Below are 25796 nucleotides of genomic sequence, written 5' to 3'. Positions count from 1 at the left end.
ATTAGAAACCTTAAAAGCTGGTGATGCCGGTAAAACTACTAATTGGGCTTGGGTAATGATCAATATCAACCCACAAATATTTTCCACAAAAAAATAATTATCAATTACTTAAAAAATAAAAACATGAAAAAATTAGTGTTTAGATTATCGATACTGGCCATTGCTTCTCTGGGAGTTATTAGCTGTAAAAAGGAGGAAAAGAAAGCCGTTGTTACTAAAGCTCCTTCGACTTCAAAAACAGAACAATTAGCGCTGGAGAAGCCCCAGGTAACTTTAGGATTCATCAAATTGACAGATATGGCGCCTTTGGCTATAGCCAAAGAAAAGGGCTTCTTTGAAGATGAAGGTTTATTCGTAACCCTGGAAGCACAATCCAACTGGAAAAATGTTTTGGACCGTGTAATTGACGAGCAAATTGACGGATCCCATATGTTGGCCGGACAACCGATAGCTGCCGCAGTGGGTTTCGGGCGACAAGCCCAATTAGTGACAACCTTTTCTATGGATTTGAACGGTAATGCCATCACAGTTTCCAATGATGTTTGGTCAAAGATGAAACCCGGATTGCCAATGAAAGACGGAAAACCTGTTCATCCAATTAGTGCCGGTGCTTTGTTACCCGTTATTAAAGAATACAAAAATGCCAACAAACCATTTAAAATGGGTATGGTATTCCCGGTATCAACACACAACTACCAGCTGCGTTATTGGTTAGCTGCCGGAGGAATCAACCCTGGCCAATATACAAAAGACAATGCGCAAGGTATGATCAATGCCGATGTATTATTATCGGTTACCCCTCCGCCACAAATGCCAGCCACACTGGAGGCAGGAACCATCAACGGATATTGCGTCGGTGAACCTTGGAACCAGCAGGCGGTAAGTAAAGGAATTGGGGTACCCGTAATCACGAGCCGCGATATTTGGAAAAACCACCCCGAAAAAGTATTTGTTATGACTCAAGCTTTCATTAACAAAAACCCAAATACTGCCATTGCCATCACCAAAGCCTTAATCAGAGCCGGAAAATGGTTGGACGGTCCAGAAAACAGACTAGAAGCTGTCAAGATTCTATCAAGCCCCGCTTATGTTGGTGCCGATGAGAATGTATTGAAAAACTCCATGACCGGAACTTTTGAATACGAAAAAGGGGACAAACGTGATGCAGCCGATTTCAACGTGTTTTTCAAAGACAACGCTACTTATCCTTACTATTCCGACGGAATTTGGTTTATGACCCAAATGAGACGTTGGGGGCAGATTACGGAATCGAAACCAGCCGAATGGTACGCATCAAAAATCAAGGAAGTTTACAAGCCTGAAATTTGGACCAAAGCGGCGCAACTTCTATTGAAAGAAGGTAATCTGTCTGGAGAAGAAATACCTACCACCGATGGCTACAAACCTGCAACCACAGACTTTATAGACGGGGTGAAATACGATGGGAAAATGCCCCTTGAGTATATAAAAAGCTTAAAAATTGGTAATAAAAACTAATTCATGAACTATGTAGTTGGGGGTGTTGTAGTATCATCCTCAACTATTTATTTAAAAACTACAAATGCAATGGTGCCTTAGAATGGTTTCTTACATAGGATAGAAATTAGTTTTAAAATCAAAACGAATTAATGTCCTTTCGACCAATTTTAAATATATAAAAATAGAAACATGAAGACTAAAATAATAAAAACTGTACAATTTATTGGCTTGGGTTATTTAGAACCTCTCATTAGATTATTGGTTGGTGAAGATTTGAAAAAAAATGGCAAGAAAGCATTCAAGAGAATACTCTTCCCTATTTTATCAGTGGTATTATTTATCTTTTTATGGCAATCCTTTTCTAATTATTTAAGTAATGTTGAGTCCGAAATAAAAATCGAAAAAGCACTTAAGGATCAGGGGAGCGAAGCGGCTAAAAAACTGGAAGCCTGCATTGCCTCTGGAGACATCAGTTGCAGACCTAATTCCTTGCCTTCTCCCGCGATGGTTTATACCGCTGTAGGAAAACTGTGGGACGATCACAAAATAATGACGACAAAAAAACAGGATTTTATAGACAAGTATGAGACTATAAATGCAGCACGCAAAACCAAGGGGCAAATCGAAATTGTCTATACCGGCCGGCCGTCATTTGTGGACCAAATAATGACCAGTTTAAAAACCGTTTTTGCAGGTTTCTTGCTTTCGATAATTATTGCTGTTCCTACCGGCGTTTTGTTGGGACTAAGTACTACACTGAGAACTTCGTTCAACTGGATTGTCCAAATATTCAAACCGGTCTCTCCTGTCGTTTGGTTATTGCTGGTGTCCATGATTGTAAAAACACTTTTAACCAATGTTGATGTCGAAAAATCGTTTGTGATCTCTTTCATAAGCGTGGGACTGTGCTCCATGTGGGCCACCTTGGTAAACACAAGCGTAGGAGTATACTCTGTCGACAAAGATTATATTAACGTTGCCAAAGTGTTGCAGCTGGGACCATTCAGCAAGGTTTTCAAAATAATCCTTCCTTCCTCTTTCCCGATGATATTTACTGGATTACGAATTACGCTCTCTGTGGCTTGGATGGTCCTCATCGCGATTGAACTATTGGCACAAAGTCCCGGATTAGGATCTTTTGTTTGGGAAGAATTCCAAAATGGATCCAGTGATTCCAATTCGAAAATTATTGTTGCCATGTTCGTTATCGGGATCATCGGATTTATGCTGGATCGCATCATGATGATTTTTCAAAAACTGTTAACATTTACTGAATAGAGTCTAAGGTTTTAAAGTCTAATTTCTTAAATAGTGATTTTTGACCCAGACTCTCGCGACATTGACTTTCAGGCTTTTGACTAAAAAAATATATTATGGCTTATATAGAACTAAAAAATGTTTGTAAATCCTATGGTGAAGGAAAAGACAAAACCGAAGTATTATCAAACATAAACCTAAAAATTGAAGAGGGTGAATTTGTTGCCATCGTCGGGTTTACCGGAAGCGGCAAAACCACTTTGATCAACCTAATCGCCGGATTAATAGAACCTGATTCGGGAGAGATTTTATTCAAGGGAAAACCAATTCAAGGAACCAGCCACGAACGTGGAATCATCTTTCAGAATTATTCATTGTTGCCCTGGCTTAGTGTTCATGATAATATTGCCATGGCGGTAAAATCAGTATTTAACGATTGGACAACAAAACAAGTGGAGGATCATGTGAATAGCTTCATTGAAAAAGTAAACCTTTCCCATGCCGCCCACAAAAAACCAAGGGAACTCTCCGGCGGAATGCGCCAGCGTGTGGCTGTAGCCAGGACGTTGGCCATGAAACCCGAATTGATCCTGATGGATGAGCCCTTGGGTGCATTGGATGCGCTGACAAGAGGAAACCTACAAGAGGAGATATTGTCGATTTGGAGCGAAGACAGACGCACCGCCTTGCTGATCACAAATGATGTGGATGAGGGTGTTTTTATGGCCGATAGGGTAATTCCTTTACGTCCAGGACCAAAAGCCACATTAGGCCCCGAATTTGAGATTGAAATTGAAAGACCCCGAAATAAAATTGCGTTGAACCATTTGGGCAGTTTCAAAAAACTGAGAAACGAAATCATTGAATATCTGATGGAAATCGGAATGGAAAGGACGGCCGGAATGGAAATTACCCATTATGAATTGCCCGATTTAGCGCCCAGACGATTCAACTAAAATTCATCACAATCATAATTTAAAGCAAAGATGCCATGACAAATTCCATATTAGAAAAAGACAGAATAAATCGAGATCCATTGGGATTTGAAAAATACATGTTGGAGCTGTCTGATTTAACCAAAATTTATCCTACTTCAAAAGGTGATTTTGTAGTGCTGGAAAATCTAAATTTAAAAATTAAAGAAGGGGAATTTGTTTCCATAATTGGACATTCCGGTTGCGGAAAGACAACATTGCTCTCGATGATTGCAGGCTTGAACCCCATATCGGGAGGCCAAATAATTTTGGATGGTTCCCCAATTACCGGACCCGGACCGGACCGAGGCGTGATTTTTCAATCCCCCAGTTTATTGCCCTGGATGAGCGCCTTAGAAAATGTCTTATTGGGTGTTGAAAAGGTTTTTGCACATGCGACAAAAAAACAACGTTTGGACATTTGTAAATACTACTTAAGCAAAGTGGGACTCGATGGCGCCTTTGACAAAAAAGCAAAAGATCTTTCGCAGGGAATGAAGCAAAGGGTTGGCATCGCGAGAGCGTTGGCACTGAAACCCCAAATATTGCTTTTGGACGAACCATTCGGTATGCTGGATTCTTTAACTAGGGGTGAGTTACAAGATGTGTTGCTGGAAGTATTAAACAAAGAAAAAACGACCGGAATAATGATTACGCATGATGTCGATGAATCCATTTTCTTGGCTGACAGGGTCATTATGATGACCTCCGGACCCAAAGCACAAATAGGCGATATTCTGGATATCAATTATGAAAGACCACGAAATAGGAAAGCGATATTGGAACATCCGACTTATTATGACAACCGGGAGCATTTGATTAATTTCCTGGAACGATAAGAATAATAAATTGAGTTCTTTGAAAAAGATTGGGGTCATAAGCTTCAGTCTTTTTTTTGTTCCAGACCAAACCAACCCATATTTGCACAAATTCGTCGAATTCGTGTTCAATTTTTTCAGAAGCTAAAAGCGAAATGCACTAAGGTACATAGTTTTAAACTATATATGGGAACGATACAATTTATTAATGTTACAATTAAACCCTCTTATTACAACAAATTTTGCCGTTTAAGGCATCAAATTTTCTAAATTGATAAAACTCAGAAAAAAAGAACAGCCGCTACAAGTTTTTACGTATTAATACTTATTTTTGTTAGAGAAATTTTAGAATCCCATATTCTATTTCATATAAAGTTTTACTATTTAAATACCGAAGATTACTAATGCAAAATCCAGAAATCAAAACAACTTGCTCTTATTGTGGCGTGGGCTGCGGAATTATTGTAACCAATGATTCTAAAAATGGCGTAACGGTTCGCGGTGATAAGGATCATCCCGTAAATAGAGGAATGCTTTGTTCTAAAGGGATGAACTTACATTATGTAGCCAATGACACTTCGGATAGGATTCTTTATCCAGAAATGCGCTGGAGCAAATCCCACCCCATGGAAAGGGTAAGTTGGGATTCGGCGATGGACCGTGCCGCGGCTGTTTTTTCTTCCATAATAAAAAAACACGGTCCGGATAGTGTGGGTTTTTATATTTCCGGGCAATGTCTTACAGAAGAATATTACTTAGTGAACAAATTGGTAAAAGGATTCCTTAAAACCAATAATATAGACACCAACTCTCGCTTATGCATGAGCTCGGCGGTAGTGGGATACAAAAAAACATTTGGGGAAGACTCCGTTCCTATTGCATATGACGACATTGAACTGGCAGATACTTTCTTGATCACAGGGGCCAATCCGGCGTGGTGCCACCCCATCCTTTTTAGACGATTGGAGCAGCATAAAGAGAAAAACCCCAAGGTAAAAATAATAGTTATTGACCCACGAAGAACAGATACCGCGGCAACTGCCGATCTGCATATTCAAATTATCCCAGGCACCGACATTATATTATATCATGCCTTGGCCAAATGCATCATAGAAAGAGGCTATACCGATGCTGATTTTATAAAAAACAACACCGAAAATTACCTGGCATACAGGGAGCTTGTTTTGTCTACCTCACTAGAAAAAGCATCCAAACTTTGTGGCATTCCTGTTAGTGACATAAAACTGGCAGCCGACCTGATAGGCAAAGCGGAAGGATTTCTTTCGCTTTGGGCCATGGGACTCAATCAAAGCGCTATCGGGGTGGATAAAAACACCGCTTTGTTGAATATCTCACTGTTAACCGGTCATGTGGGAAAACCCGGGTCTGGCCCCTTTTCATTGACGGGCCAGCCCAATGCCATGGGGGGGCGTGAAGTGGGCGGAATGGCCAATCTATTGGCGGTACACAAAGATTTGGGCAACCCAAGCCACCGGCAAGAAGTGGCCGACTTTTGGGGAGTGGACTCCATTTCAGAAAAACCGGGATTGACGGCCACGGAAATGTTTGATGCCCTTGAATCTGGGAAAATGAAAGCGATTTGGGTAATTTGCACCAATCCTTTGGTTAGCTTACCCGATTCCCGAAGAGTGGAAAAAGCGTTGGCTAAAGCCAAATTTGTTGTCGTGCAGGAGATATCCCATAATGCGGACACGGCAAAGCATGCCGACTTATTATTGCCTGCAGCGGGATGGCTCGAGAAAGAAGGGACAATGACCAATTCTGAAAGGAGGATTTCATATTTGCCGAAAGGCATCAATGCTCCAGGAGAAGCATTATCGGATGTTGAAATATTGCTTCGTTTTGCAAAAAAAATGAATTTCAACGGCTTCAATTTCAATAATACCGAAGAGGTTTACAAGGAGTACTGTCAAATGACAAAAAACACCAATATTGATATTTCTTATTTAAATTATAATAGATTAAAAAACGAAGGCACTTTTCAGTGGCCCGTCCCCGATTACGGACATCCCGGTACGCCTCGTTTGTTCACCGACAGGAAATTCTACACGCCTTCGCAAAAGGCCATTTTCAACCTACCGACAGCTATCGAAAATACCTCGGAGCAACCCAATGACAAATTCCCATTTATACTCACCACGGGACGCGTGAGGGACCAATGGCATACGATGACCAAAACGGGAAAAGTGTCGAGACTGATGACGCATACCCCTAGCCCGTTTCTGGAAATAAACCCTATTGACGCATATAAGACATCGATTAAAAACGGAGATATTGTGATGGTCAGCAGTAAAAACGGTAGCGTACGCGTAAAAGCAAAAGTGACCGATAGCATCAAAGAAAGAGTCGTGTTCTTACCCATGCACTGGGGAAAACAATTGGAAAACGATTTGAATAGAACCAATAATTTGACCAATACGCTCGTTGATCCGGTTTCCAAAGAACCCGATTTTAAATTCACCACCGTGTCTGTTGCCAAATACATTAAGCCATTTCAAAAAATAGCTATCATTGGGGCCGGTGCCGCCGCATTTCGATTCATACAGAATTACAGGGAAATCAACACGACCGACGAAATAATCGTATTCTCGAATGAAACAAACCCTTTTTACAACCGCGTTTTACTACCCGAATATGTTACTGCCGAGTTGTCTTGGGACAAATTATTAAAAATAAAGGATGACGCATTAGTCAAACTCAATATCACAATGAAGCCGGGAATTGGGGTGGATTCCATCAATGCCTCCGACAAAACATTGACTGACAGCACCGGAAGCATTCACTCCTTTGACAACTTGATTTTGGCCACGGGAAGCAGGCCGTTTGTTCCAGAAAACGCACAATTGCACCTGCCGGGCCGGTTTACCATTCGGAGAAAAGAAGACGCCGACCGACTTAAAAACTATTTGGACAACAGCCGCTTGGCGCCCGAGGAACAACATGTGGTTATTGTGGGTGGCGGCTTATTAGGACTGGAGTTAGCGGCGGCTTTAAAACACAAAAAAGTTAAGATTACCATTATACAAAGGGCGTCCCGATTGATGGAGCGCCAGCTGGATCGTGTTTCAAGTAAACTGTTGGCCGAAGAAGTCCAAATCAGGGACATCCAAATTTATTTTGACAATGAAGTCAGTACGGTGTTTGAAACGGACAATGCAAATGAACTTGAAATTGCCTTAAAAAGCGGACGGATTATCACCGCAAATGCCATCGTATACACCATTGGAACAATTCCTAATATCGAATTGGCCAAAGAATCAGGGATAGTTTGTGGACGCGGCGTAAAAGTAAATCAGTATTTGCAATCCTCAAATCCGGACATCTATGCCATTGGGGAAATAGCCGAATTCAATAATCGATTGTTCGGAATTACCTCGGCGGCAGAAGAACAAGCGGATATCTTGGCGAATTATTTCGCCGGCGACATCAGCAGTATCTATAAAGGTTCGGTGCTGATGAATATCCTAAAACTGGAGGATATCAATTTATGCAGCATCGGTGAAATCGAAATCCCCGAAAATGATGATTCCTATGAGGAAATCATATTTGCCGATCTGAAACAACATTATTACAAAAAATGCATCGTCAAAAATGATTTGCTGGTCGGTGCCATTTTGATGGGAGATAAAAATGAATTTGCCGAGTTCAAAAGCATGATCGAAAGCAAAATCGAACTGTCCGACAAGAGGAATTCCCTGCTGAGAGGAAGCTCCAATGCGAAACCCGTTTTAGGGAAACTCGTCTGTTCCTGCAGCCAAGTGGGAAGCGGCAATATCGAGGAGGCCATCAAAAGCGGGACAACCAATTTTACCGAATTGTGCAAGAGTACCGGAGCCGGTTTGGGCTGTGGAAGTTGCAAAACGGAAGTAAAGGAAATTTTATCAAAAATTAAATAATAGTGACCGGTGATCGGCGGCCTGTTTAGGTAACTGGAGACAGATCACTGCATGCTCAACATTACAAATAGATATGGAACTAACGAGATTAATAGTAAAGGGAGGGGTCATTTCACCGGGTGAATTGCGGGACATTGTCAATATGGGGTTGGAACAAGGGCTCAAAGACTTTTCCTTTGGATCCAGACAAGACATTATTTTTCCGAAAGGGTTTGAAAATCTAGATCCGGAAAAAAAAGGCAGCCATCAAGTTATTTTCCCGGATCAAAAAAGCGGAAATAACATTGTCTCTTCTTATGTTTCAACCGATATCTTCAGAAATACAGCTTGGCTTACGGGGAATAAATTCCTCTACATTTTGGAACAATTCAAAGAACAACCGGCCTTAAAAGTCAACATCACCGACCCGAAACAGCAATTGGTCCCTTTGTTTACGGGACACATCAACTTTATAGCATCAGAGCACGAGGATTATTGGTTCCTATACATTCGATTGCCCAATTGGGAACGAATGGAAGTATATCCCGTACTTATTTACAGCTGGGACATCTCAAAATTTTATTACGAGATCGAACGAATTGTCAGTGAAGAGTCCTGTGGGATTGACATGATCTTCAGTCTTGTCTCCGAAGCTCTGGACACCAATAACAGAACGATTGACAAACCGTTACACATCCCTTTCTATCCGTTTCCATATTATGAAGGCATGAACCGGTTGGGTATCGATCAATATTGGTTGGGCTTGTATTGGAGGAACAACCTCTACGATCTGGAATTCCTAAAAGAAATGTGTGATTTGTGCTTTGACTGTAAAATAGGCAAAATATGCATCACGCCTTGGAAATCGTTTGTTGTCAAAGGGATCCCAAAGGACCGAAAACTGGATTGGGAGAAATTCTTGGGCAAGAAAGGAATTAATATCCGCCATTCTCTTTTGGAACTCAATTGGCACTTGCCGGTGGCCATGGACTGGGCGCTTAATCTAAAAACGCTCCTGGTTCGCACCTTGGACCAATTTGACATCAGCACTTACGGCCTCACTTTCGGAATATCCGAATACAATCGCGACGGACATTATTTCACTTCCATAGTGGTCGAAAAGAATGAGCTTCCAAAAGACCTGGCTTCGATCAAAATCAGGGACACCTATAATGTGCTTTATGCCAAAAACTTCGACCCAAATAACAGGACCTATATTGTTCATGCCCAGGATGTCGACAAGCTTGAATTGCCCACTATTTTAATTGAATTGAGCAGGAAATATTTCGACGAATTAGGGAATTCTGTCATCGAAATTGATACTGAAACGGCAACCATAAAAGAAAAAAAGGAACTTGATGTGCATCAATGCCAGGATTGCTTGACGGTCTATAATTCCGAATACGGGGATCAAGAGCAGGGCATCGAAAAAGGCACTTTGTTCAAAGATTTGCCGGTGGATTATTGTTGTTCACTATGCGAGGCTCCAAAAGCAAATTTCATCGCTTTGAATACCGAAAAACCAAACATAAACGCCGCTTTTTAGCTTTTATAGCCTAGCACATATGAGTACTAATTTCAAAACGGTGAGTTCGTCACACATCACGATTTCCGAACTAATGCTGCCCTCACACACCAACTTCAGCGGAAAAATTCACGGTGGCTATATTCTGTCGCTGATGGACCAGATCGCTTTCGCCTGCGGATCCAAATTTTGCGGCAATTATTGCGTCACCGCTTCGGTAGACACGGTGAATTTCCTGAAACCCATAGAGGTGGGTGCATTGGTCACCATGAAAGCCAGCGTCAATTATGTGGGGAACAGTTCGATGATTGTGGGCATCCGAGTGGAGTCTGAAAATATTCAAACGGGAACCGTTAATCACTGCAATTCCTCCTATTTCACGATGGTTTCTAAAGACAGCGACGGCAAAAACGCCGCCGTTCCGGGACTCATCCTTACCACCTTGAAAGAAGTAAGTCGGTTTCGAAATGCGTTAAAGCAAATCGCATTAAAAAAAGAAAGAGAGCTTCACAGGAGCGTGGCCTCATTTGGATCCATTGAAAGTATTTTGAGCTTGAAGAAATACAACGTAAAGGTCGAGCTGCAGTAATTTGCACCAATAAAAAAGGGTACTGCTTTCACAACTATGCAAAAGTAGTACCCATTATAAAATACTTTTTCTATTTCAATTTACTCGTATCCACTCGAGTTGGCGTGTCTTTTCCGCTAACGATGGTGGACGAACTGATCGCGATGGCTTTGATGATTTCGGTCATGTTGTTCATGTCCAAGGTTTCAATTTCGTCGCTTGCTTTGTGGTAGTTGAGTTCGTTATCCATTTTTGAGGTGGAAATCGTATGCGCAGGAACACCAAGTCTCGCCAAAGTCGCATTGTCCGAGCGATAGAACAGTTGCTGTTCCGGGTATGGGTCCGGATGGAATTTAAACACCGATCCTTCTAAATTTTTCTGCAGAATTTGGCCCATATCCGATTTGTCGTATCCGGTAATGTAGGCCGAGTTTTTTCCCCATTTCGATTCCGTCCCTATCATTTCCAAGTTGAACATCGCCACAACTTGCTCTGGGTCCAGTTGTTTCGAAAAATATTTGGATCCGTAGCCCCCCAATTCTTCGGCCACAAAAGCGGTGAAAATGATGGAACGCTCGTTGTTGTTCATTTTTTTGAAATACTCCGCAAGCAGGATTACGGCTGTTGTTCCCGCTGCGTCATCGTTGGCGCCGTTGTAAATGGAATCCGTTGCATCGTGCGCTTGGCCTTCTGCCGGTGAGCCCACGCCCAAATGGTCGTAATGCCCCGAAAACACCACGTATTCGTTCGGTTTGCTTTTCCCTTTCAAAACCCCAACCACGTTGTTCAATTTTTTGGTGGTGATGCTGTTTGTCGCTTCTATCGAGAAATGGGTGGCTTCCGTTGGCCCGAAAACAAACACCACAGTGTTTTTACCCGGGTTCGCCGCCATCTGATTCATGTGACGCATATTTTGGATGGCCCTTTTAAACGAATCATCAACAAGGACCAAAAGGTTTTTATCGCTTTGGTAATACTCGTAAAACTTGGGCCCGAATGAATCCCCAGCCCTGATGTTCACCACCGTAATGGCGCTTCCCTCGGAAAGCGACACCTGGGGTTGGTAGGAGAACGAAATCATCGACTCTTCATCAATCGTTTTGCCGTCAATTTGCACCTCAAGCCCCGTCCTTTTGGACTCGGTCATCGCAAATTCCTGCTTGTAATCTTCCGCGCCATTAAAGGTCTGAAGGCCTATATTCTTGAACTGCGACTCAATGTAGCCCGAAGCCTTATAGATACCCGGAGTGAAGGCCCTGCGCCCTTGCATGTCGTCTGCAGAAAGCACTTTCTCGATTTCTGTCACTTTATCCGTGCAGATGATCTTATCGATGGACTGCGCCTGAACCATAAAACCGGAACAAAGGACAAGACCACTTAAAACAATTCTTTTCATATATATAATTTTAGATGACAAACGATTCCACAATAAGAGTGCGGTATCGCAAATGTGTTACAGTACATTTAAAAAAAATACTGTAACTACCTAAAAGGAAATAGGCACTTGATGCCCAAAAGCGTTTTGGCACCGAGTTTTTTTATCATAGAATGAAAAAGAATTTAAAATAAAAATAATGAAGAATTTAATCTACTTATTATTTATAATGTTGTCTACAAGTTGTTCCAACAGCGATGACACCCAGAAAACAATCTGCCCCAAGAACTGATTGAAAAATGGAAAATAGTAAAGGTTTTTGAGACCAAAGGGGTTGGGAAAAAAATTTCAAGTCTTGTAAAACAGACATTTAAAATGAAAACTTAAAAACTAGTCGTTTTTCATTCTGAGCATTTGTTCATTTGCTTTCTTGAAAATATTACGGATTACTTCACCATCAGAGGGTTCTTCATCCAGGGTCTCTGGATCCCATTGACTTCGTTCGGTAGCAAAGAAATCGCCACCATAAATGTGAAGTCCCCCAGTAAATTTCTGAAGAGGGTTAGTTACAGAATGAATCGCATTTGTGGCAAGGGTTGCAACGTCACCAGCGAACAAACATCGTACATCATTAGCCTCCAATCCATTCTCGGTTCTATTCCAGATAATATTGTCTTCACGTCCGGTATAGATCCCAATATTTGCCCACATAAGATGATTATGCGGCATAAGATTCATTTGTGGGGTCCATGATGCAGCAAAAATTGTTAGTTCCTTTGAGCGAAGAAAAACCTTTAATCCCGCCTCAGTTGGATTGCCGATTGCTTTCAACATCGCCAATGGATTAGATACACCTTTTGCTAAAACCTCCTTGACAGCTTTTTGAGGATCTGATTCTTTATTGGCAGCAATACAATCTTCTATAAATTTTTGCATTTCAATTAAATCTTTTTCTTCAACAGGAATTATTCGTTCCCCATGATCCAAAGCATCAATAGATATTTCTGTCATTCCGGATGCCATAAAGGAAGGGAGAGCAGTAAAACCTAACCCAAGCCCTAATGTTTTAATCATTTCCCTTCGCGATATATCTGAAACATTATTTTTTGATGAAGCCATAAAATATTCGTATGGATTTTATATTCAACAAGATACAAAAAAAATAAGTTGAGTTCTATTTTTTTTCTTTTTTTAACCCTAAGTTAATAGTAACAACAGTAGGTCCAATTGTAGCTATCATTCTCATGCCTACAATGAGTTCAAAGTGCATCGCTATTTTTACCGTGGCTCGAAAAAAAACAAACTTATAAAACCCAATCTTTAGTTAACTGACTTACAGTCATCTGCACGGAAAGCGGTGAGTTTTTGAACTACAGCTGAAAATATATTAGATACTGCAACAATTTTATTTGGTTAATCAATAATACCAGCTACTTCAATGACAAGAACAGCTCCTAAAAAACGAAACCTCCTTTAAATTGATTTAAAGGAGGTTGCTGAAATTATATTTTGACGAAAATTGCGGCTGTTTGCAGCTCCCAATTTTTTAGATTGATTCAACAAATTTTAAAAAGACTTTTTTGTGAAGCTCCAAATCCATGTTAGGAGAAAGCGCGGCACGTACAATATAGTCCTTGTCGCCTTCCTTAGTCGTTCCCTGGGTAGATGTCGCGGGTATCGTCCAGTAACATCCCTTTAACTGCCCGTAACTAACGCAGAACTTGCTTTCATGGGGGATTTCTGTAATCATCAAATTGATTAACTTGAGATTCAACTCCCTTTTATACGTCTCTTTTTCCTCGTCAGTATTCCCCTTGGTGGGAAGGTCCAATGAAAACACCGATGGGGTGAATCCTTGTTTTGCCAATTCCTCTGAAACAAAATTGATTTTCGCCTCCGGTAAAGCCCCGTGGATGAAGTTCACAAATTCACGGGTATTGGTATAAGCGTCTGCAATCCTCTGATTCATTGAAGGCAATTGTTTTGCCAATATTTCATATTGGAGGTCTGTCGCCTCGTTATCGCAAAGCAGCAGATGCTTCTCGATTTTTTCCATCAACGCCTCCGTTTTTTTATTTCCCACGCAGTAGCCTGAAGTGCACAGCCCACCGCTTGGAAATTTAGATCCGCTGGCAAATGAAATGGTCCTGACCGATGAAAGTATTTCCCCTTCGCCCAAAAAGTGCACGTTAGGACAAAACGTTTGGTCTAAAATAAAAACGGGATCGATAGCGATCTCACCACTTGCGGTTTTACGCTCTTGGCTCAAAACATCTTTCAGTCGCATAAGATCCGGCACTTCGACTCTAGGGTTTGTCGGGATTTCGGCGATGATGTAAGGGACGGCATCTTCGCGCGCCATTTGATCCAGAATCACATCGATACTCTGAACCATTTCGTTACCGCCATCAACGGCTAAATCCACCACCTCAACGTTATCAATGCAAGCGGCAACCCTTCTTGCCTGGTCATTTGTCCCACCATAACAATTTGGGGGAACAATAATTTTGATTGCCTTTCCTTTGTGTTTCTCCACCGCATCGGCAATGAGCCCCATCAAAATCGCATATTGGATAGACAGTCCGCTGGAAGCTACAACTGGTTTTGTAGTGGTCCCAGTAATCTTGTTAATTGAATCCAAAACGACTGCTTTGTTTGCCTCTACATTACTTTTTTCGGTATCAAAAGAAGACTGATCCGCTAGCGACCTTAGCGCAACAAGACAGTTGGCCGGCGTCATTGCAATGGTCTCTCTCCTTCTTACATGCTGAATCTCTGAGATGTAACTTTCATTCCGTTCGCTATTTACCAATAAAACGCTTCCAAGCGGGGAATGAACATTGACAACAAAGTCAATATTTGAATTGAGATCAACAGTTCCAATTGCATCTTGTTGCGAAATGAAAACGGTGCTGCCGTCAAATGCGGAAACCTCATCCACATTCTCAACATGCTTTAGATCAAATTTATAACCGTAAATACTTTTCAGCACTTCGGCATCAAAAGAATCGGCCAATTCGTCGGTATAGACGATCTGGGTGTTCTTGTTGTCCAATAAATTTTTTCTGAGGATCGCCAAAACGGGAACCGTCTTCGATGAAAAACTGATCACATCTTCAGGCTTCAGACTATTTAACTTAGCGATTCCCCATTCCAGTATACAAGACAATGGATGACCCAGTCGGATATAGTCATAAGCGGTGGGCAATGCGCTCAGCGCCGACGGCTCGGCGTTATTGTCATTGAATAAGGTTTCGAACTGCTCCAAAAATTGAGTTTTGGCCAATTTTTCGTCATATATATCCAGCCGGTGGGTTGTCGTACTCAACCAGCCTGTTGGCATATTTTGCAGTACCTCTTTAATATAATTTAGCATTTTACTCTCGTTCATTATTTTCACTTTTAAATAGGCCGGCAAGGTACATTAATTCGATTTATTTCAGAAATGTTGCGGCAGGTTTTGTCAAATTGCGCCCCAGCCTTGACTGGATTTATATTATTAAACCGATCTACCACCAAACAATAAAAAAAGACAAATAAGTTCCCTTGTATTTTTGCCAGCACAATAGCGCTTGCTTTTCCCTGATGCTGGTGTCAATCTTATTTTCCAGCCCTTTATAATCGGTCCAAATTTCATTTTCGGAAGCATCCATCCCCCATTCCTTTTTTGAAGGCAAATAATAGGTTTTTTCGGAATTATCGAGGCTGATAAATGTCTCTAGATTTAAATAATAACCCTTAATGGCTTTCTCGTAAGCGGGGGACAATTTTGTTTTAAATTCATAAGGAACGAACAAGAACACCAACAGGCATAAGGCTTGGGAAATGGTGGTAATATCGATACCATTAATTTTTGACTCTGTACGGCCATGGTACAATAGGGGAAATTGTTTCTTTTTTAATTTATCCAATTTCTCGCTTAAGGAATCGTTTCTATTTGGACCAATCCAGTTATTTATGGGTTCCTCAGAGATACTTGGGTCAAAGAGGTAGAACTTATAGGCCAGTTCCAGGTGAATTAATTTCTTTTCAATCGTGCTTTCGATTATGAAATCAATTTCACCTATGGTTTTTCCATCTTCAATTATCTGGAAATTTTCACATAAAACCCTGTAATTTTCGGATGATTTAATAAGTACGGAAACGATTTTTTCCGCCAAATGACCCAACCTGATATTGGTCGGCAATGGAAATTCCAGGTCATTTTGAAGGGCTAATTCCGATAAATGAAAAGTTTGCAAACCGGTAACAGAGGAGTCTAAACAATTCGCTTTTAGTACTGACGCTATCCTAGATTTGGTATTCATTTTGAACTGGATTACTTTTTCTTGGAAAGGTAGTAAATGTCGGGGGGTTTATTCATGAAAGAACAAGACCATCCGCTCCAAATGAAAAAAGCTATACCAGCAGTATGTATATGGGCCCCGTTACTTTAACGTAGGGTACAGCCGGTAGTTCTTTAAGGGCATAAAAAAAACCACGAGAATTAACGACTCGTGGTTTTTAATATAGTTCAAGAAGGAACGAATTATAGCGCTATGACACCCAAACTGGTGTTTTCACCTGCTACCACAACCACATTCAATTGTGTTACGGGCAGTAATGGCAATAATGGCGTTACAGTAAAAGTGTAACTTCCCGGTAAAAGCCCTGATATTTGAAACTGACCCAACTCGTTCACATTGCTCGAGTATTCAACTGCATCAGCAGAAGTAGCTGTTACCACAGCCATAGTACCAATAGGCGTAATACTTCCTTTGATATTTCCGCTAATAGCTGTAACCACCGTTCTAACCACTGGTTTTAGTTTGTAAGTTCCGTTTCCTGTTTTCACAACAGATGCGTTAGCATCAAAGTCAAGTAGGATTTCGTTTTGAATATCGGCAAGCAGGGTTTGGTGCACTTGCAATTTCAAACCTGATTGTTCCGCACTTGGCGTGCTTAAAGGGTAACTAACACCTTCCACAACCACTGTGTTGTCAGAACCAAGTATCAACCTAATTTGCGATACCTTAGCATCACTCAATTCACTCGTAGCGATTAGCGTATCCAAACCATTAGAAAAATCCAAAAGGTTGTAAATACCCGCCGTAGTGTTTAATAGAACTGTTTGTCCGTCGTTTCCTGTAACTTCCACAGCTTGTAAATCAATGTTTACCTCTTCATAAGGTCCAGGGGCATCTGTCATACGAACATTATAGGCATATGTGCCATTAGAGTCACCGTTGCAAGAATTCAATGTAATTCCAAATACAATAAACGAGGCAATTAAAAGTATCTTTTTCATAATAAAATTGTTATGCTGCAATTTAAGTTTTACAGCATAACAAAGGTGACTACTAATGATTTAGCCATTGTTATAATATAACCGCTAAAGTTTGTATAATTCCCATGTAGCTAATGGGGAAACATTATAAAAAATAAGTCCCAATTTTTCTTGGAGACTTTTTGTAATTATAATATCTTGTCTTGAATAATCGAAGGCGCTTGCAGATAATCATCAGTTTTATAAACTAAACCTTGATCTAAAGGATATTGTGAACATAGTTTATTTTATGTTTCCTGAACCGCGTTACAAACGCTACGTTCTTCAAATATAGTTAAAGTAGATACTCGTTGAAAACGAGCACCAGAAAAAATGGACAAACGAGTGTCAGCGATACCACCAAAATATTTTGCGCTAATTACGCTATTTCATTTAAATTTTGGAAAATGAATTCGTCGTCAATACATTCTTCCTTGCCAAAAGATGTCAATTTTGAAGTATGTCCCACCACTTCCCCAATTATAATTATCGCTGGGGAGGCAAGCCCCTGGTCTTTCACCATTTCCGAAATGGTGCTTATCGTTCCGCTTACTTTTTTTTGCGACGCCAGGGTTCCATTTTGAATGATAGCGACAGCCAGATCGTCGGTTCTGTTATTTTGGTATAAAGCCACAATTTCATTTAGTTTGTGCATGCCCATCAAAATAACGACTGTCGCAGACGATTGGGATGCCAGGGCCACATCTTTGGATAGCTTATGATCGGATGTCGTTCCCGTAATTACCCAAAAACTTTCAGATACCTTTCGTTGGGTTAAACTAATTCCATTGGAGGCAGGTACGCCCAATGCCGACGAAATTCCCGGGACAATGGCCGTTTCTAAACCAAATTGTTGTGCATATTCTATCTCTTCGCTTCCTCTCCCGAAAACAAACGGATCGCCACCTTTCAAACGTACCACATGGCCATGTGTTTTTGCCATAGCCACAATCAATTCGTTAATTTGGTCCTGACTGTACGCATGACATCCGAAACGCTTGCCCACAAAAATGATCTCCGCTTGCTTTGCATATTCTAATAAATCTTCGTTGACGAGCGCATCATATAAAACAACATCGGCATTTTCCAGGGTCTTTATGGCTTTTATGGTAATCAATTCTACATCCCCAGGCCCAGCCCCTACGATGGTTAACTTTGGTCTACTTAAATTTTTCATTGATTAACTGTATTTCGGTGACAAGGCAGAATGGCATTAATGCAAAAAGCACCAGTCCTTTCTCGGACTGCACTCGGATTTTTTTTCCACTGCAAAGAATTGATACCGCCATTGCTTTCATTTCTAAAAAATATTTCTTTCTGCTATTCTCTTTCTTCTTTCTAACTTTAATTTTTATGACAGGCATTTTACAACTGTTTTTCTCGATAATCGATACCGCTTGGTCTACTTGAATCATGCAACTAAATTTGAAAACTAAGTAAAAATACTTATTACAAATATATATAAATCCCAGTATCTAAATCAAGAATTAACTTTAATTAATGACGAAATGAACTATGATAGATTTATATCGATTAAATCGCGAAAAAAGGAATACAGACCTAAAATAATAGCAAATCTTTAAAAAAAGAAAGCCCAAAATCTATTGCTAGACTTTGGGCTTCTATATTTGAATAAAAAAATGCTATTCGATAGGCAAAATGATAGTGGATGTGATTTGCTCCAAAACCTCAAAAGCGGTTTCGGCCATCTTGTTTCCTTTAGTGTCCAACAGCGGATTCACTTCCACCACTTCAAAACAAACCACCTTTCTGGATTTGATAATCTGATTGATGATGTCGATCACCTCGTCTTGGTCAAACCCTTTGGGTACCGGAGTACCCGTACCGTACGAAATCATGTCGCAATCCATCGAATCCACATCGAAGGAGATGTAAATCATGTCGCAATTAGCCAGTTTTGCCAACGCTTCCGACACACAAGTTTGAAGCCCCCTGTAGCGAACCTCGTCAACCCTATAGTTTCGGATGCCTAATTTTTCTATTTGGCTATCCTCGGCCTCTTCGGTATCACGGACCCCAAAATAAATCAGATTTTCCGGGCGTATTTTGGCGCCTGGGCAACCGATGTTTTTCATCTCTTCCCAATTCTGTACCGTTTCGGGAGTAATGTCATTGATTTTGCAATCCAGATTATCCTCCGCCAGCGCTGCCGCCAATGGCATACCGTGAATGTTTCCCGAAGGCGACGTATATGGCGAATGCAAATCAGCATGCGCGTCAATCCATACCACGCCTAACGTCTTGCTAGGGTAAACTGCTTTGATCCCGCTGATGGTTCCCAATGCAGAGGAATGGTCTCCCGACAATACGATCGGAAAATAATTGGCCTGCAAATTGTGTTTTACCGCATACGAAACCCGAGTGCACTGCTCCAATACGTGTTCGATCCTTTTGGCAAAGGTGTTTCTGTTTTTATTGTAGACCGATTCATTGTGCGTCTTTACATCCTCAAATTCAAATTGGTTAAAATAATCGCTGTTTTGATTGATGGCCGCAATTTCGATGGCATCGATCCCCATATCGGAGCCCCTTGTGCCAGCTCCTATATCGGATCGGTTTTTAATTAATTTTATAAATCGTTCCATAAAAATTGGTATTATTTAAAATCGTTTAATGCTTTTTCGATAATCGCAAGACAGTCTTGGATTTGTGCTTCAGTTATAACCAAAGGCGGAGCGAAACGTATTTTGTTACCATGGGTTGGTTTTGCCAACAGTCCGTAGTCCCTGAATTTCAAACATATTTCCCAAGCTAAATCAGATTCCTCGTCACAGTCAATTACGATTGCGTTAAGCAAACCTTTCCCTCGCACCAAACTGATCAGTGAGTTTCTGGAAGCGATGTCATTCAGGCCTTTTCTTAATATTATCCCTAAACGCTCTGCATTTTCAGACAAATTCTCATCGCGAACCACCTCAAGTGCTGCAATGGCTACTGCGGCTGCTACAGGGTTTCCTCCGAAAGTGGAACCGTGTTGACCTGGCTTGATTACGTTCATGATTTCGTCATTGGCCAAAACGGCAGAGACCGGATAAACACCTCCAGAAATCGCTTTCCCCAAGATAAGGATGTCCGGCTGAACATTCTCATGGTTTACCGCCAATAATTTTCCTGTACGTGCTATTCCTGTTTGAACCTCGTCCGCGATGAACAATACATTATGTGCGGCACAAAGTGCTTTTGCTTTCGCTAAATATCCTTCGGTTGGAACATAAACTCCGGCTTCTCCTTGGATAGGTTCCACTAAGAAACCGGCAATATTTGCAGTTGATTTTAAAATTTTTTCTAATGCTTCAGTATCATCATAAGGAATTTTGATAAATCCAGCGGTGAATGGGCCGAAATTCTTGCGAGCACCTTCGTCATTTGAGAACGAAATAATCGTTGTCGTTCTGCCATGGAAATTATTTTCGCAAACGATAATTTGCGCTTGATTTTCAGGAATCCCCTTTACTTCGTATGCCCATTTTCTACACAATTTCAAAGCCGTTTCAACAGCTTCAGCTCCAGTGTTCATTGGTAAAACTTTGTCAAAACCAAAATATTTTGTCACATATTCCTCAAAAACACCCAACTGATCATTGTGAAAAGCGCGAGAAGTTAATGTCAAAGTCTGAGCCTGTTTCACCATCGCACCTACTATTCTTGGGTGACAATGTCCTTGATTAACGGCCGAGTAAGCCGACAGGAAATCATAATATTTTTTGCCGTCAACATCCCACACAAAAACACCTTCCCCTTTTTCAAGAACTACCGGTAACGGATGATAATTATGGGCTCCATATTTATTTTCTTTTTCGATTAACGCTTCTGCTTTTGAAGAGAGTGCTTGATGTTTTTGTTCCATGATATTATTTTGTTTTTAGGATTCTAGAATACAAAGCTACAAACATTTTTTAATTTTACAATAAAAATATTATTTTTGACTTAATAAACAAACAAAAAAGACAATTTAATAGATATTAGCTATTAAAAAAGTCATTTATTTTTTATAAAAGTCGTCTTTGTTAAATTTAATGACTACTTTTATAACTATAAAAATACGTATTTTTAATTTAAAATAAACTTCATGGAAATACTGGATGACTTCGACATTAACATCATCAAAGAATTGGAAAAAGACGGGCGCATGGCCTATTCAGCAATTGCCACCACTTTAAAAATATCAAACACCATGGTTCATCAGCGTATCAACAGACTGATGGAACAGGGAATTATTACCGGAATAAAGCCCATCATCGACGAGAAAAAAATTGGTTATGACTGGGGCGCATTTACGGGAATTACCCTAAATAAAGACGAGGATTCCGGTAGAATCATTGAAGAGTTGAAAAAAATCCCCGAGGTAACCGAATGCTATTTTATAACGGGCTCGTTCACATTGTACATAAAAATGATAGCCAGGGATCATGAACACATGAGAAAGCTCCTTTATGAAAAAATAGATTCCATCCCCGGAATCGCCAAAACAGATTCGATGATTGAATTGGGCTGCGCTTTCAAAAGAAACATATCGCTGTAAATTTTATTTGAATGCCTTCAATTAATTGTGCCACAAATGATTATATTTATATTTAATTCAGATATTTGTATAAAACACCGCATCATGAAAAATCTTAAATATCTTATTTTGGTACTTCTTGCCTATTCGAATGCTTCTTTAGCACAGTTAAAAGCGATCAGCTATAAAGACGGAAATCAGGTTTTAAACGGTTTTGAAATTTCACCTCCAGAGAAAAGCACCCAAAAACCGGGAATTCTGATCTTACCGGCATGGATGGGCGTCGACAAAGCATCCAAAGATATCGCAGCCAGCTTGGCCGACTTGGGCTATTACGCTTTTATCGCAGATATATATGGCGAGGGAAATTATCCGAAAGACAATGCAGAGGCGGCACAAAAATCAAGCTACTACAAAACGAACTATAAGGAATACCAAAAAAGAATTTCATTGGCACTAGACCAACTAATTCGTGCCGGCGCCAGTCCGGACAACATTGTGGTTATCGGATACTGCTTTGGCGGATCCGGTGCGCTAGAAGCAGCCCGTGGACATTTAAATGTTAAAGGGGTTGTTTCCTTCCACGGCGGATTGGCCAGAGATCCAGGAAGAACAATTGAGCCCATCGCGGCAAAAGTTTTGGTGTGCCATGGCGCTGATGATCCCTACGAATCAAAGGAAGAAATTGCAGCTTTTCAGCAAGAGATGCGCGACACCAAAGCCGATTGGCAAATGATTTACTATGCCAATGCTGTGCACGGATTCACCAATCCTGAATACGGAAATGACAATTCCAAAGGTGCGGCATACAACGAAAAAGCGGCAAAACGCTCTTTCGAACATCTGAAACTTTTCTTGAATGAAGTATTAGGGAAATAAAAATTTCTTTATTATGAGTAAAAATCCTTTAAGAAAAGATAAGACTTGTTTGAATTGCAGATATGTCGTTGAAAACAGATTTTGCTCAAACTGCGGACAGGAGAACATAGACATCCGAAAGACGTTCCATCAGCTTTTTATCCATTTCTTTGAGGATTTAACACACTACGAAAACGCGTTCTGGAAGACCATCAAAAACCTACTTCTTAAACCGGCAACCCTCACAAAGGAATACCTTTCCGGCAAACGACTATCTTATTTGGCGCCCGTACGTCTTTATATATTTATAAGTTTCATCACATTTTTTATTATTGGGATCTTTCCAAATCAAGATCTGAAACTCTTGGATGAAACCTCCAAAAAAACAACCCAAACGACAATTACCGGAAATGGTTTTAAAATTGATGAAATAATTCCTCCAGCCAATGTCTCAAAAGAAATATCAGATTCCATCCAAAAAAGAAGAGATCAGGCTGAAGAAATTAATGCTCAGCAAGAAAAACCATTTAATTTCGGAATCAAGACCGTCCGGGAATTGGATTCGATACAAAAATTCGGAAAAGAAAAAGACAAGTACGGCAGTTTCGAATATTCGATTATAAAAAAGGTATTGACGGTAACTGAAAATAACAGCACAGAAGAAATAATAGATAAATTCAGAGAATCCTTTCTTCATAATTTCCCCAAAGTACTGTTTATTTACATGCCGATCTTTGCTTTTTTCCTCTGGCTTTTCCACAACAAAAAAAGGTGGTATTATTTTGACCACGGCATATTTACTCTTCATTACTTTTCGTTCTTGCTATTGCTTATCTTAATCCTGTTTTTAACCGGCAAAATATTTTTGTTATTTGAAAAATCCGGTGCTTTAAGTTTCATAAGCGGGTTAATTTATTTTGCGGGCTTTGGTTGGATGTTCTACTATTTTTTCCCTGCCCATCACCGTTTTTATGGCGAATCAAGACTTATTTCCTTTGTAAAAACCGTATTTCTGTTTTTTTTAAACTTCATCATAATAATTTGCTTACTTTTATTGTTTGCCTTTTACACCTTTATAAATCTTCACTAAATCAAAATGAAAAAAATAATTTCGTTAAGCCTATTGCTGTCCATTTGCATCAGTTGTGCTACTTCAAAGGAAGCTGTGGCCCAAATCACCACTTCCGACCCCACAAAATATATGGGCACCATTACCGAGGATGAATTAAAGGCGCATCTATACATTGTTGCTTCGGACGTAATGGAAGGTCGCGAAACCGGTTCCGCCGGACAAAAAAGAGCCGGAGTATACCTGATCAGTCAATACGTGAAAAATGGCATCCCTTTCCCAAAAGGAGCGAGCAGCTTCTACCAACCCATTCCCGCAGCCTACTTGAACGCGAAACGCGATGAGGGTTTATCCGATTCAGAGAATATCTGGGCCTTTATCGAGGGTTCTGAAAAACCGGAAGAAGTGGTGGTTGTTTCGGCACACTATGACCATGTGGGGATTAAGAACGGCGACGTGTATAATGGTGCCGATGATGACGGCTCCGGCACGGTCGCCTTGCTGGAAATTGCCGAGGCGTTCGAAATTGCCAAAAAAGAAGGGCGTGGGCCTAAAAGGTCTATCCTATTTCTTCACGTAACAGGCGAAGAGCATGGTTTGCACGGTTCGCGTTATTACTCAGAAAACCCACTATTCCCATTGGCAAATACCATCGCGGACATTAATATTGACATGATAGGCCGTCGTGATGATTTCCATCCCGATTCAAACAATTATGTTTATTTAATTGGCGCCGACCGTTTATCGACTGATTTGAACACGATCTGCTTGGCTGCAAATGACAAGTACACGCATATGAATTTGGACTTCAAGTACAATGATCCCATGGATCCTCAACATTTTTATGAGCGTTCTGATCATTATAATTTCGCAAAAAATGGCATTCCTTCCGTCTTCATTTTTAATGGAGTCCATGCTGATTACCACCAAAAAACTGATACGCCAGACAAGATCGAATACGATGCTTTGGCCAAAAGGACGCAGCTGGCCTTCACGGTCGCTTGGGAATTGGCCAATAGAGAAAATAGACCGGTCGTGAACAAGAAACAGCTATAGCATTTGGCACATCCCGCCGAAAAAGCGGGTCGGGCTATGCGCTACAATCTGTTTCGTCTCGTGCAAAAAACGAGACAAAAAAGGATTTCCGCTGCTATCCCTTGTGCAAAACCCATAAAAAAAAGAGCTTTGAAGTGATTCAACGCTCTTTTTTATTTACCATACCCTTCTGTACAATGGTTTTTTTATTTCAACATTGTACATGCATCAGTTGAACGCTATTCTTTTCCGTCCACGTAGTCCTGCAAATAACTGAATTTAGCCGTCAGTTTTCCGTTTTCGGTCATCTTGGCCCTTTGCAAAATCCCGTCGGCATCGCCGTTGAAGAAGGCGGGAATGACGTGCTCCATAAACATTGCGCCAAAACCCTCGCTGGCATCTTTAGGCAACTCGCAGGGCAAATTATCAACCGCCATGACCACAATCGCGGCGGGGTGAAAAACATCCACTTCCTTATCTTCCGATGGCAAATAACCATAAAAGGGATTTGCGATCGTCGAAGCTCTGAGCGTGCAGGCAATCGGACCTTTGATATCGCAGGAAACGTCGCCAACGATTTTTATATTGCAATCTTTGGCCTGAAGCATCTCCCTGCTCAGAATCACTGGCGCATCGTTGCCATAAAAATGTCCCGTTATCAGAATATCGGACACTTTAGTGAAGCGTTCAAAATTAGAGACATATTCTTTGGGATTTTGGTAAAAATCTTTGCAATCTAAGACCCTCCCATCAATACGTTTGTTATAATCCAGTACGTCAATCTGGGTATAAACGGCTTGGGCATATTTCTTGGTCAAGAAATTATCGACCGAGACTTCGGTTATTTTAATGGCGTCCAGAATTTCCTTTATTCCGCTACCCACCTTTCCGGTTCCGGTGATCACGAATTTAATCGGGGGAAAAACAATACGTTTTAATTGCGAAATCAATTCATCTCTCCCTGAAAGGGTTTCGGCTTTTGGTAATTTGAACAATTCAAATTTGGTTCCGAAAGCGCGTATCGTATTGTAAGCCCCAACAATTCCAGCATATCTGCCAAAACCAATTAGTCTTCGCCCATTTGCGTCGACAATGGTTTCGTGATCGTACAAACT

The 25796-nt window shown here is 40.8% G+C and carries 21 protein-coding genes; 11 read left to right on the top strand and 10 right to left on the bottom strand.

Going from position 1 to position 25796, the window contains the following annotated elements:
* The first annotated feature begins 123 nt into the window (after window positions 1-123).
* The 7 genes from VIH09_RS13165 (at window position 124) to VIH09_RS13135 (ending at window position 10538) form a co-directional block, all read left to right on the top strand.
* Window positions 124-1497: a CmpA/NrtA family ABC transporter substrate-binding protein gene (locus tag VIH09_RS13165; protein ID WP_331581755.1), complete on the top strand. Its 1374-nt coding sequence runs from the start codon at window positions 124-126 to the stop codon at window positions 1495-1497.
* 171 nt (window positions 1498-1668) lie between these two features.
* The gene (locus VIH09_RS13160; RefSeq protein ID WP_331581753.1) at window positions 1669-2757 is read left to right on the top strand and encodes an ABC transporter permease; all 1089 of its coding nucleotides are present in this window, start codon (window positions 1669-1671) and stop codon (window positions 2755-2757) included.
* A gap of 95 nt (window positions 2758-2852) precedes the next feature.
* Window positions 2853-3692 carry an ABC transporter ATP-binding protein gene (locus tag VIH09_RS13155; protein WP_331581751.1) on the top strand — a complete coding sequence of 280 codons (840 nt, stop codon included), beginning with the start codon at window positions 2853-2855 and terminating at the stop codon, window positions 3690-3692.
* Window positions 3693-3790: 98 nt separating this feature from the next.
* Entirely contained in the window at window positions 3791-4549 is a 759-nt protein-coding gene (locus VIH09_RS13150; RefSeq protein WP_414656161.1) for an ABC transporter ATP-binding protein, read from the top strand.
* Window positions 4550-4932: 383 nt separating this feature from the next.
* Window positions 4933-8445, top strand: a complete 3513-nt coding sequence (locus VIH09_RS13145) for a molybdopterin-dependent oxidoreductase (protein WP_331581747.1) — start codon at window positions 4933-4935, stop codon at window positions 8443-8445.
* A gap of 73 nt (window positions 8446-8518) precedes the next feature.
* A complete protein-coding gene (locus tag VIH09_RS13140) occupies window positions 8519-9970 on the top strand; it encodes a rubredoxin (protein WP_331581745.1) in 1452 nt (483 codons plus the stop codon).
* Window positions 9971-9989: 19 nt separating this feature from the next.
* Window positions 9990-10538, top strand: coding sequence for an acyl-CoA thioesterase (locus tag VIH09_RS13135; RefSeq protein WP_331581743.1), 549 nt, complete (start codon window positions 9990-9992; stop codon window positions 10536-10538).
* 70 nt (window positions 10539-10608) lie between these two features.
* On the opposite strand, the gene VIH09_RS13130 is transcribed toward VIH09_RS13135, so the two are convergent.
* The 9 genes from VIH09_RS13130 to rocD all read right to left on the bottom strand — a co-directional run bounded on the left by VIH09_RS13130 (window position 10609) and on the right by rocD (window position 21065).
* A complete protein-coding gene (locus VIH09_RS13130) occupies window positions 10609-11913 on the bottom strand; it encodes a M28 family peptidase (RefSeq protein WP_331581741.1) in 1305 nt (434 codons plus the stop codon).
* A 369-nt stretch (window positions 11914-12282) separates the two neighbouring features.
* Complete coding sequence (locus VIH09_RS13125; RefSeq protein WP_331581739.1) at window positions 12283-13011, bottom strand: hypothetical protein; 729 nt, start codon at window positions 13009-13011, stop codon at window positions 12283-12285.
* A 427-nt stretch (window positions 13012-13438) separates the two neighbouring features.
* On the bottom strand, window positions 13439-15283 hold the full coding sequence (locus tag VIH09_RS13120) for a cystathionine beta-synthase (RefSeq protein WP_331581737.1): 1845 nt from the start codon (window positions 15281-15283) through the stop codon (window positions 13439-13441).
* 118 nt (window positions 15284-15401) lie between these two features.
* Window positions 15402-16199 (bottom strand): DUF1853 family protein, encoded by a 798-nt coding sequence (locus VIH09_RS13115; RefSeq protein ID WP_331581735.1) that lies wholly within the window; start codon window positions 16197-16199, stop codon window positions 15402-15404.
* Window positions 16200-16420: 221 nt separating this feature from the next.
* Entirely contained in the window at window positions 16421-17179 is a 759-nt protein-coding gene (locus VIH09_RS13110) for a DUF4382 domain-containing protein (protein WP_331581733.1), read from the bottom strand.
* 397 nt (window positions 17180-17576) lie between these two features.
* A complete protein-coding gene (gene cobA, locus VIH09_RS13105; protein ID WP_331581731.1) occupies window positions 17577-18374 on the bottom strand; it encodes a uroporphyrinogen-III C-methyltransferase in 798 nt (265 codons plus the stop codon).
* The gene (locus tag VIH09_RS13100) at window positions 18358-18612 is read right to left on the bottom strand and encodes a hypothetical protein (RefSeq protein ID WP_331581729.1); all 255 of its coding nucleotides are present in this window, start codon (window positions 18610-18612) and stop codon (window positions 18358-18360) included. The genes cobA and VIH09_RS13100 overlap by 17 nt, the downstream gene beginning before the upstream one ends.
* Window positions 18613-18840: 228 nt before the next feature.
* A complete protein-coding gene (gene rocF / locus VIH09_RS13095; protein WP_331581727.1) occupies window positions 18841-19803 on the bottom strand; it encodes an arginase in 963 nt (320 codons plus the stop codon).
* 11 nt (window positions 19804-19814) lie between these two features.
* Window positions 19815-21065, bottom strand: a complete 1251-nt coding sequence (rocD, locus tag VIH09_RS13090; protein WP_331581725.1) for an ornithine--oxo-acid transaminase — start codon at window positions 21063-21065, stop codon at window positions 19815-19817.
* 222 nt (window positions 21066-21287) lie between these two features.
* Between rocD and VIH09_RS13085 the strand changes: the two genes are divergently transcribed.
* The 4 genes from VIH09_RS13085 (at window position 21288) to VIH09_RS13070 (ending at window position 24702) form a co-directional block, all read left to right on the top strand.
* On the top strand, window positions 21288-21740 hold the full coding sequence (locus VIH09_RS13085; RefSeq protein ID WP_331581723.1) for an Lrp/AsnC family transcriptional regulator: 453 nt from the start codon (window positions 21288-21290) through the stop codon (window positions 21738-21740).
* Window positions 21741-21824: 84 nt separating this feature from the next.
* Entirely contained in the window at window positions 21825-22598 is a 774-nt protein-coding gene (locus VIH09_RS13080) for a dienelactone hydrolase family protein (protein WP_331581721.1), read from the top strand.
* Window positions 22599-22611: 13 nt separating this feature from the next.
* Window positions 22612-23667: a DUF3667 domain-containing protein gene (locus tag VIH09_RS13075; protein WP_331581719.1), complete on the top strand. Its 1056-nt coding sequence runs from the start codon at window positions 22612-22614 to the stop codon at window positions 23665-23667.
* A gap of 6 nt (window positions 23668-23673) precedes the next feature.
* Entirely contained in the window at window positions 23674-24702 is a 1029-nt protein-coding gene (locus tag VIH09_RS13070) for a M28 family peptidase (RefSeq protein ID WP_331581717.1), read from the top strand.
* A 218-nt stretch (window positions 24703-24920) separates the two neighbouring features.
* On the opposite strand, the gene VIH09_RS13065 is transcribed toward VIH09_RS13070, so the two are convergent.
* Window positions 24921-25796, bottom strand: an 876-nt coding sequence (locus VIH09_RS13065; protein ID WP_331581715.1) for an alanine dehydrogenase, incomplete at its 5' end; no start/stop codon positions are given.

Origin of the sequence: Flavobacterium sp., assembly GCF_036515215.1 — a bacterium.
Classification (GTDB): Bacteria; Bacteroidota; Bacteroidia; order Flavobacteriales; family Flavobacteriaceae; genus Flavobacterium.
This window is presented reverse-complemented; position numbering and strand designations above follow the sequence as displayed.

Excerpts from the sequence above, each read along its gene's own strand:
- VIH09_RS13165 (WP_331581755.1), top strand. The coding sequence starts at position 124 with ATGAAAAAATTAGTGTTTAGATTATCGATACTGGCCATTGCTTCTCTG.
- VIH09_RS13160 (WP_331581753.1), top strand. The coding sequence starts at position 1,669 with ATGAAGACTAAAATAATAAAAACTGTACAATTTATTGGCTTGGGTTAT.
- VIH09_RS13155 (WP_331581751.1), top strand. The coding sequence starts at position 2,853 with ATGGCTTATATAGAACTAAAAAATGTTTGTAAATCCTATGGTGAAGGA.
- VIH09_RS13150 (WP_414656161.1), top strand. The coding sequence starts at position 3,791 with ATGTTGGAGCTGTCTGATTTAACCAAAATTTATCCTACTTCAAAAGGT.
- VIH09_RS13145 (WP_331581747.1), top strand. The coding sequence starts at position 4,933 with ATGCAAAATCCAGAAATCAAAACAACTTGCTCTTATTGTGGCGTGGGC.
- VIH09_RS13140 (WP_331581745.1), top strand. The coding sequence starts at position 8,519 with ATGGAACTAACGAGATTAATAGTAAAGGGAGGGGTCATTTCACCGGGT.
- VIH09_RS13135 (WP_331581743.1), top strand. The coding sequence starts at position 9,990 with ATGAGTACTAATTTCAAAACGGTGAGTTCGTCACACATCACGATTTCC.
- VIH09_RS13130 (WP_331581741.1), bottom strand. The coding sequence starts at position 11,913 with ATGAAAAGAATTGTTTTAAGTGGTCTTGTCCTTTGTTCCGGTTTTATG.
- VIH09_RS13125 (WP_331581739.1), bottom strand. The coding sequence starts at position 13,011 with ATGGCTTCATCAAAAAATAATGTTTCAGATATATCGCGAAGGGAAATG.
- VIH09_RS13120 (WP_331581737.1), bottom strand. The coding sequence starts at position 15,283 with ATGAACGAGAGTAAAATGCTAAATTATATTAAAGAGGTACTGCAAAAT.
- VIH09_RS13115 (WP_331581735.1), bottom strand. The coding sequence starts at position 16,199 with ATGAATACCAAATCTAGGATAGCGTCAGTACTAAAAGCGAATTGTTTA.
- VIH09_RS13110 (WP_331581733.1), bottom strand. The coding sequence starts at position 17,179 with ATGAAAAAGATACTTTTAATTGCCTCGTTTATTGTATTTGGAATTACA.
- cobA (WP_331581731.1), bottom strand. The coding sequence starts at position 18,374 with ATGAAAAATTTAAGTAGACCAAAGTTAACCATCGTAGGGGCTGGGCCT.
- VIH09_RS13100 (WP_331581729.1), bottom strand. The coding sequence starts at position 18,612 with ATGATTCAAGTAGACCAAGCGGTATCGATTATCGAGAAAAACAGTTGT.
- rocF (WP_331581727.1), bottom strand. The coding sequence starts at position 19,803 with ATGGAACGATTTATAAAATTAATTAAAAACCGATCCGATATAGGAGCT.
- rocD (WP_331581725.1), bottom strand. The coding sequence starts at position 21,065 with ATGGAACAAAAACATCAAGCACTCTCTTCAAAAGCAGAAGCGTTAATC.
- VIH09_RS13085 (WP_331581723.1), top strand. The coding sequence starts at position 21,288 with ATGGAAATACTGGATGACTTCGACATTAACATCATCAAAGAATTGGAA.
- VIH09_RS13080 (WP_331581721.1), top strand. The coding sequence starts at position 21,825 with ATGAAAAATCTTAAATATCTTATTTTGGTACTTCTTGCCTATTCGAAT.
- VIH09_RS13075 (WP_331581719.1), top strand. The coding sequence starts at position 22,612 with ATGAGTAAAAATCCTTTAAGAAAAGATAAGACTTGTTTGAATTGCAGA.
- VIH09_RS13070 (WP_331581717.1), top strand. The coding sequence starts at position 23,674 with ATGAAAAAAATAATTTCGTTAAGCCTATTGCTGTCCATTTGCATCAGT.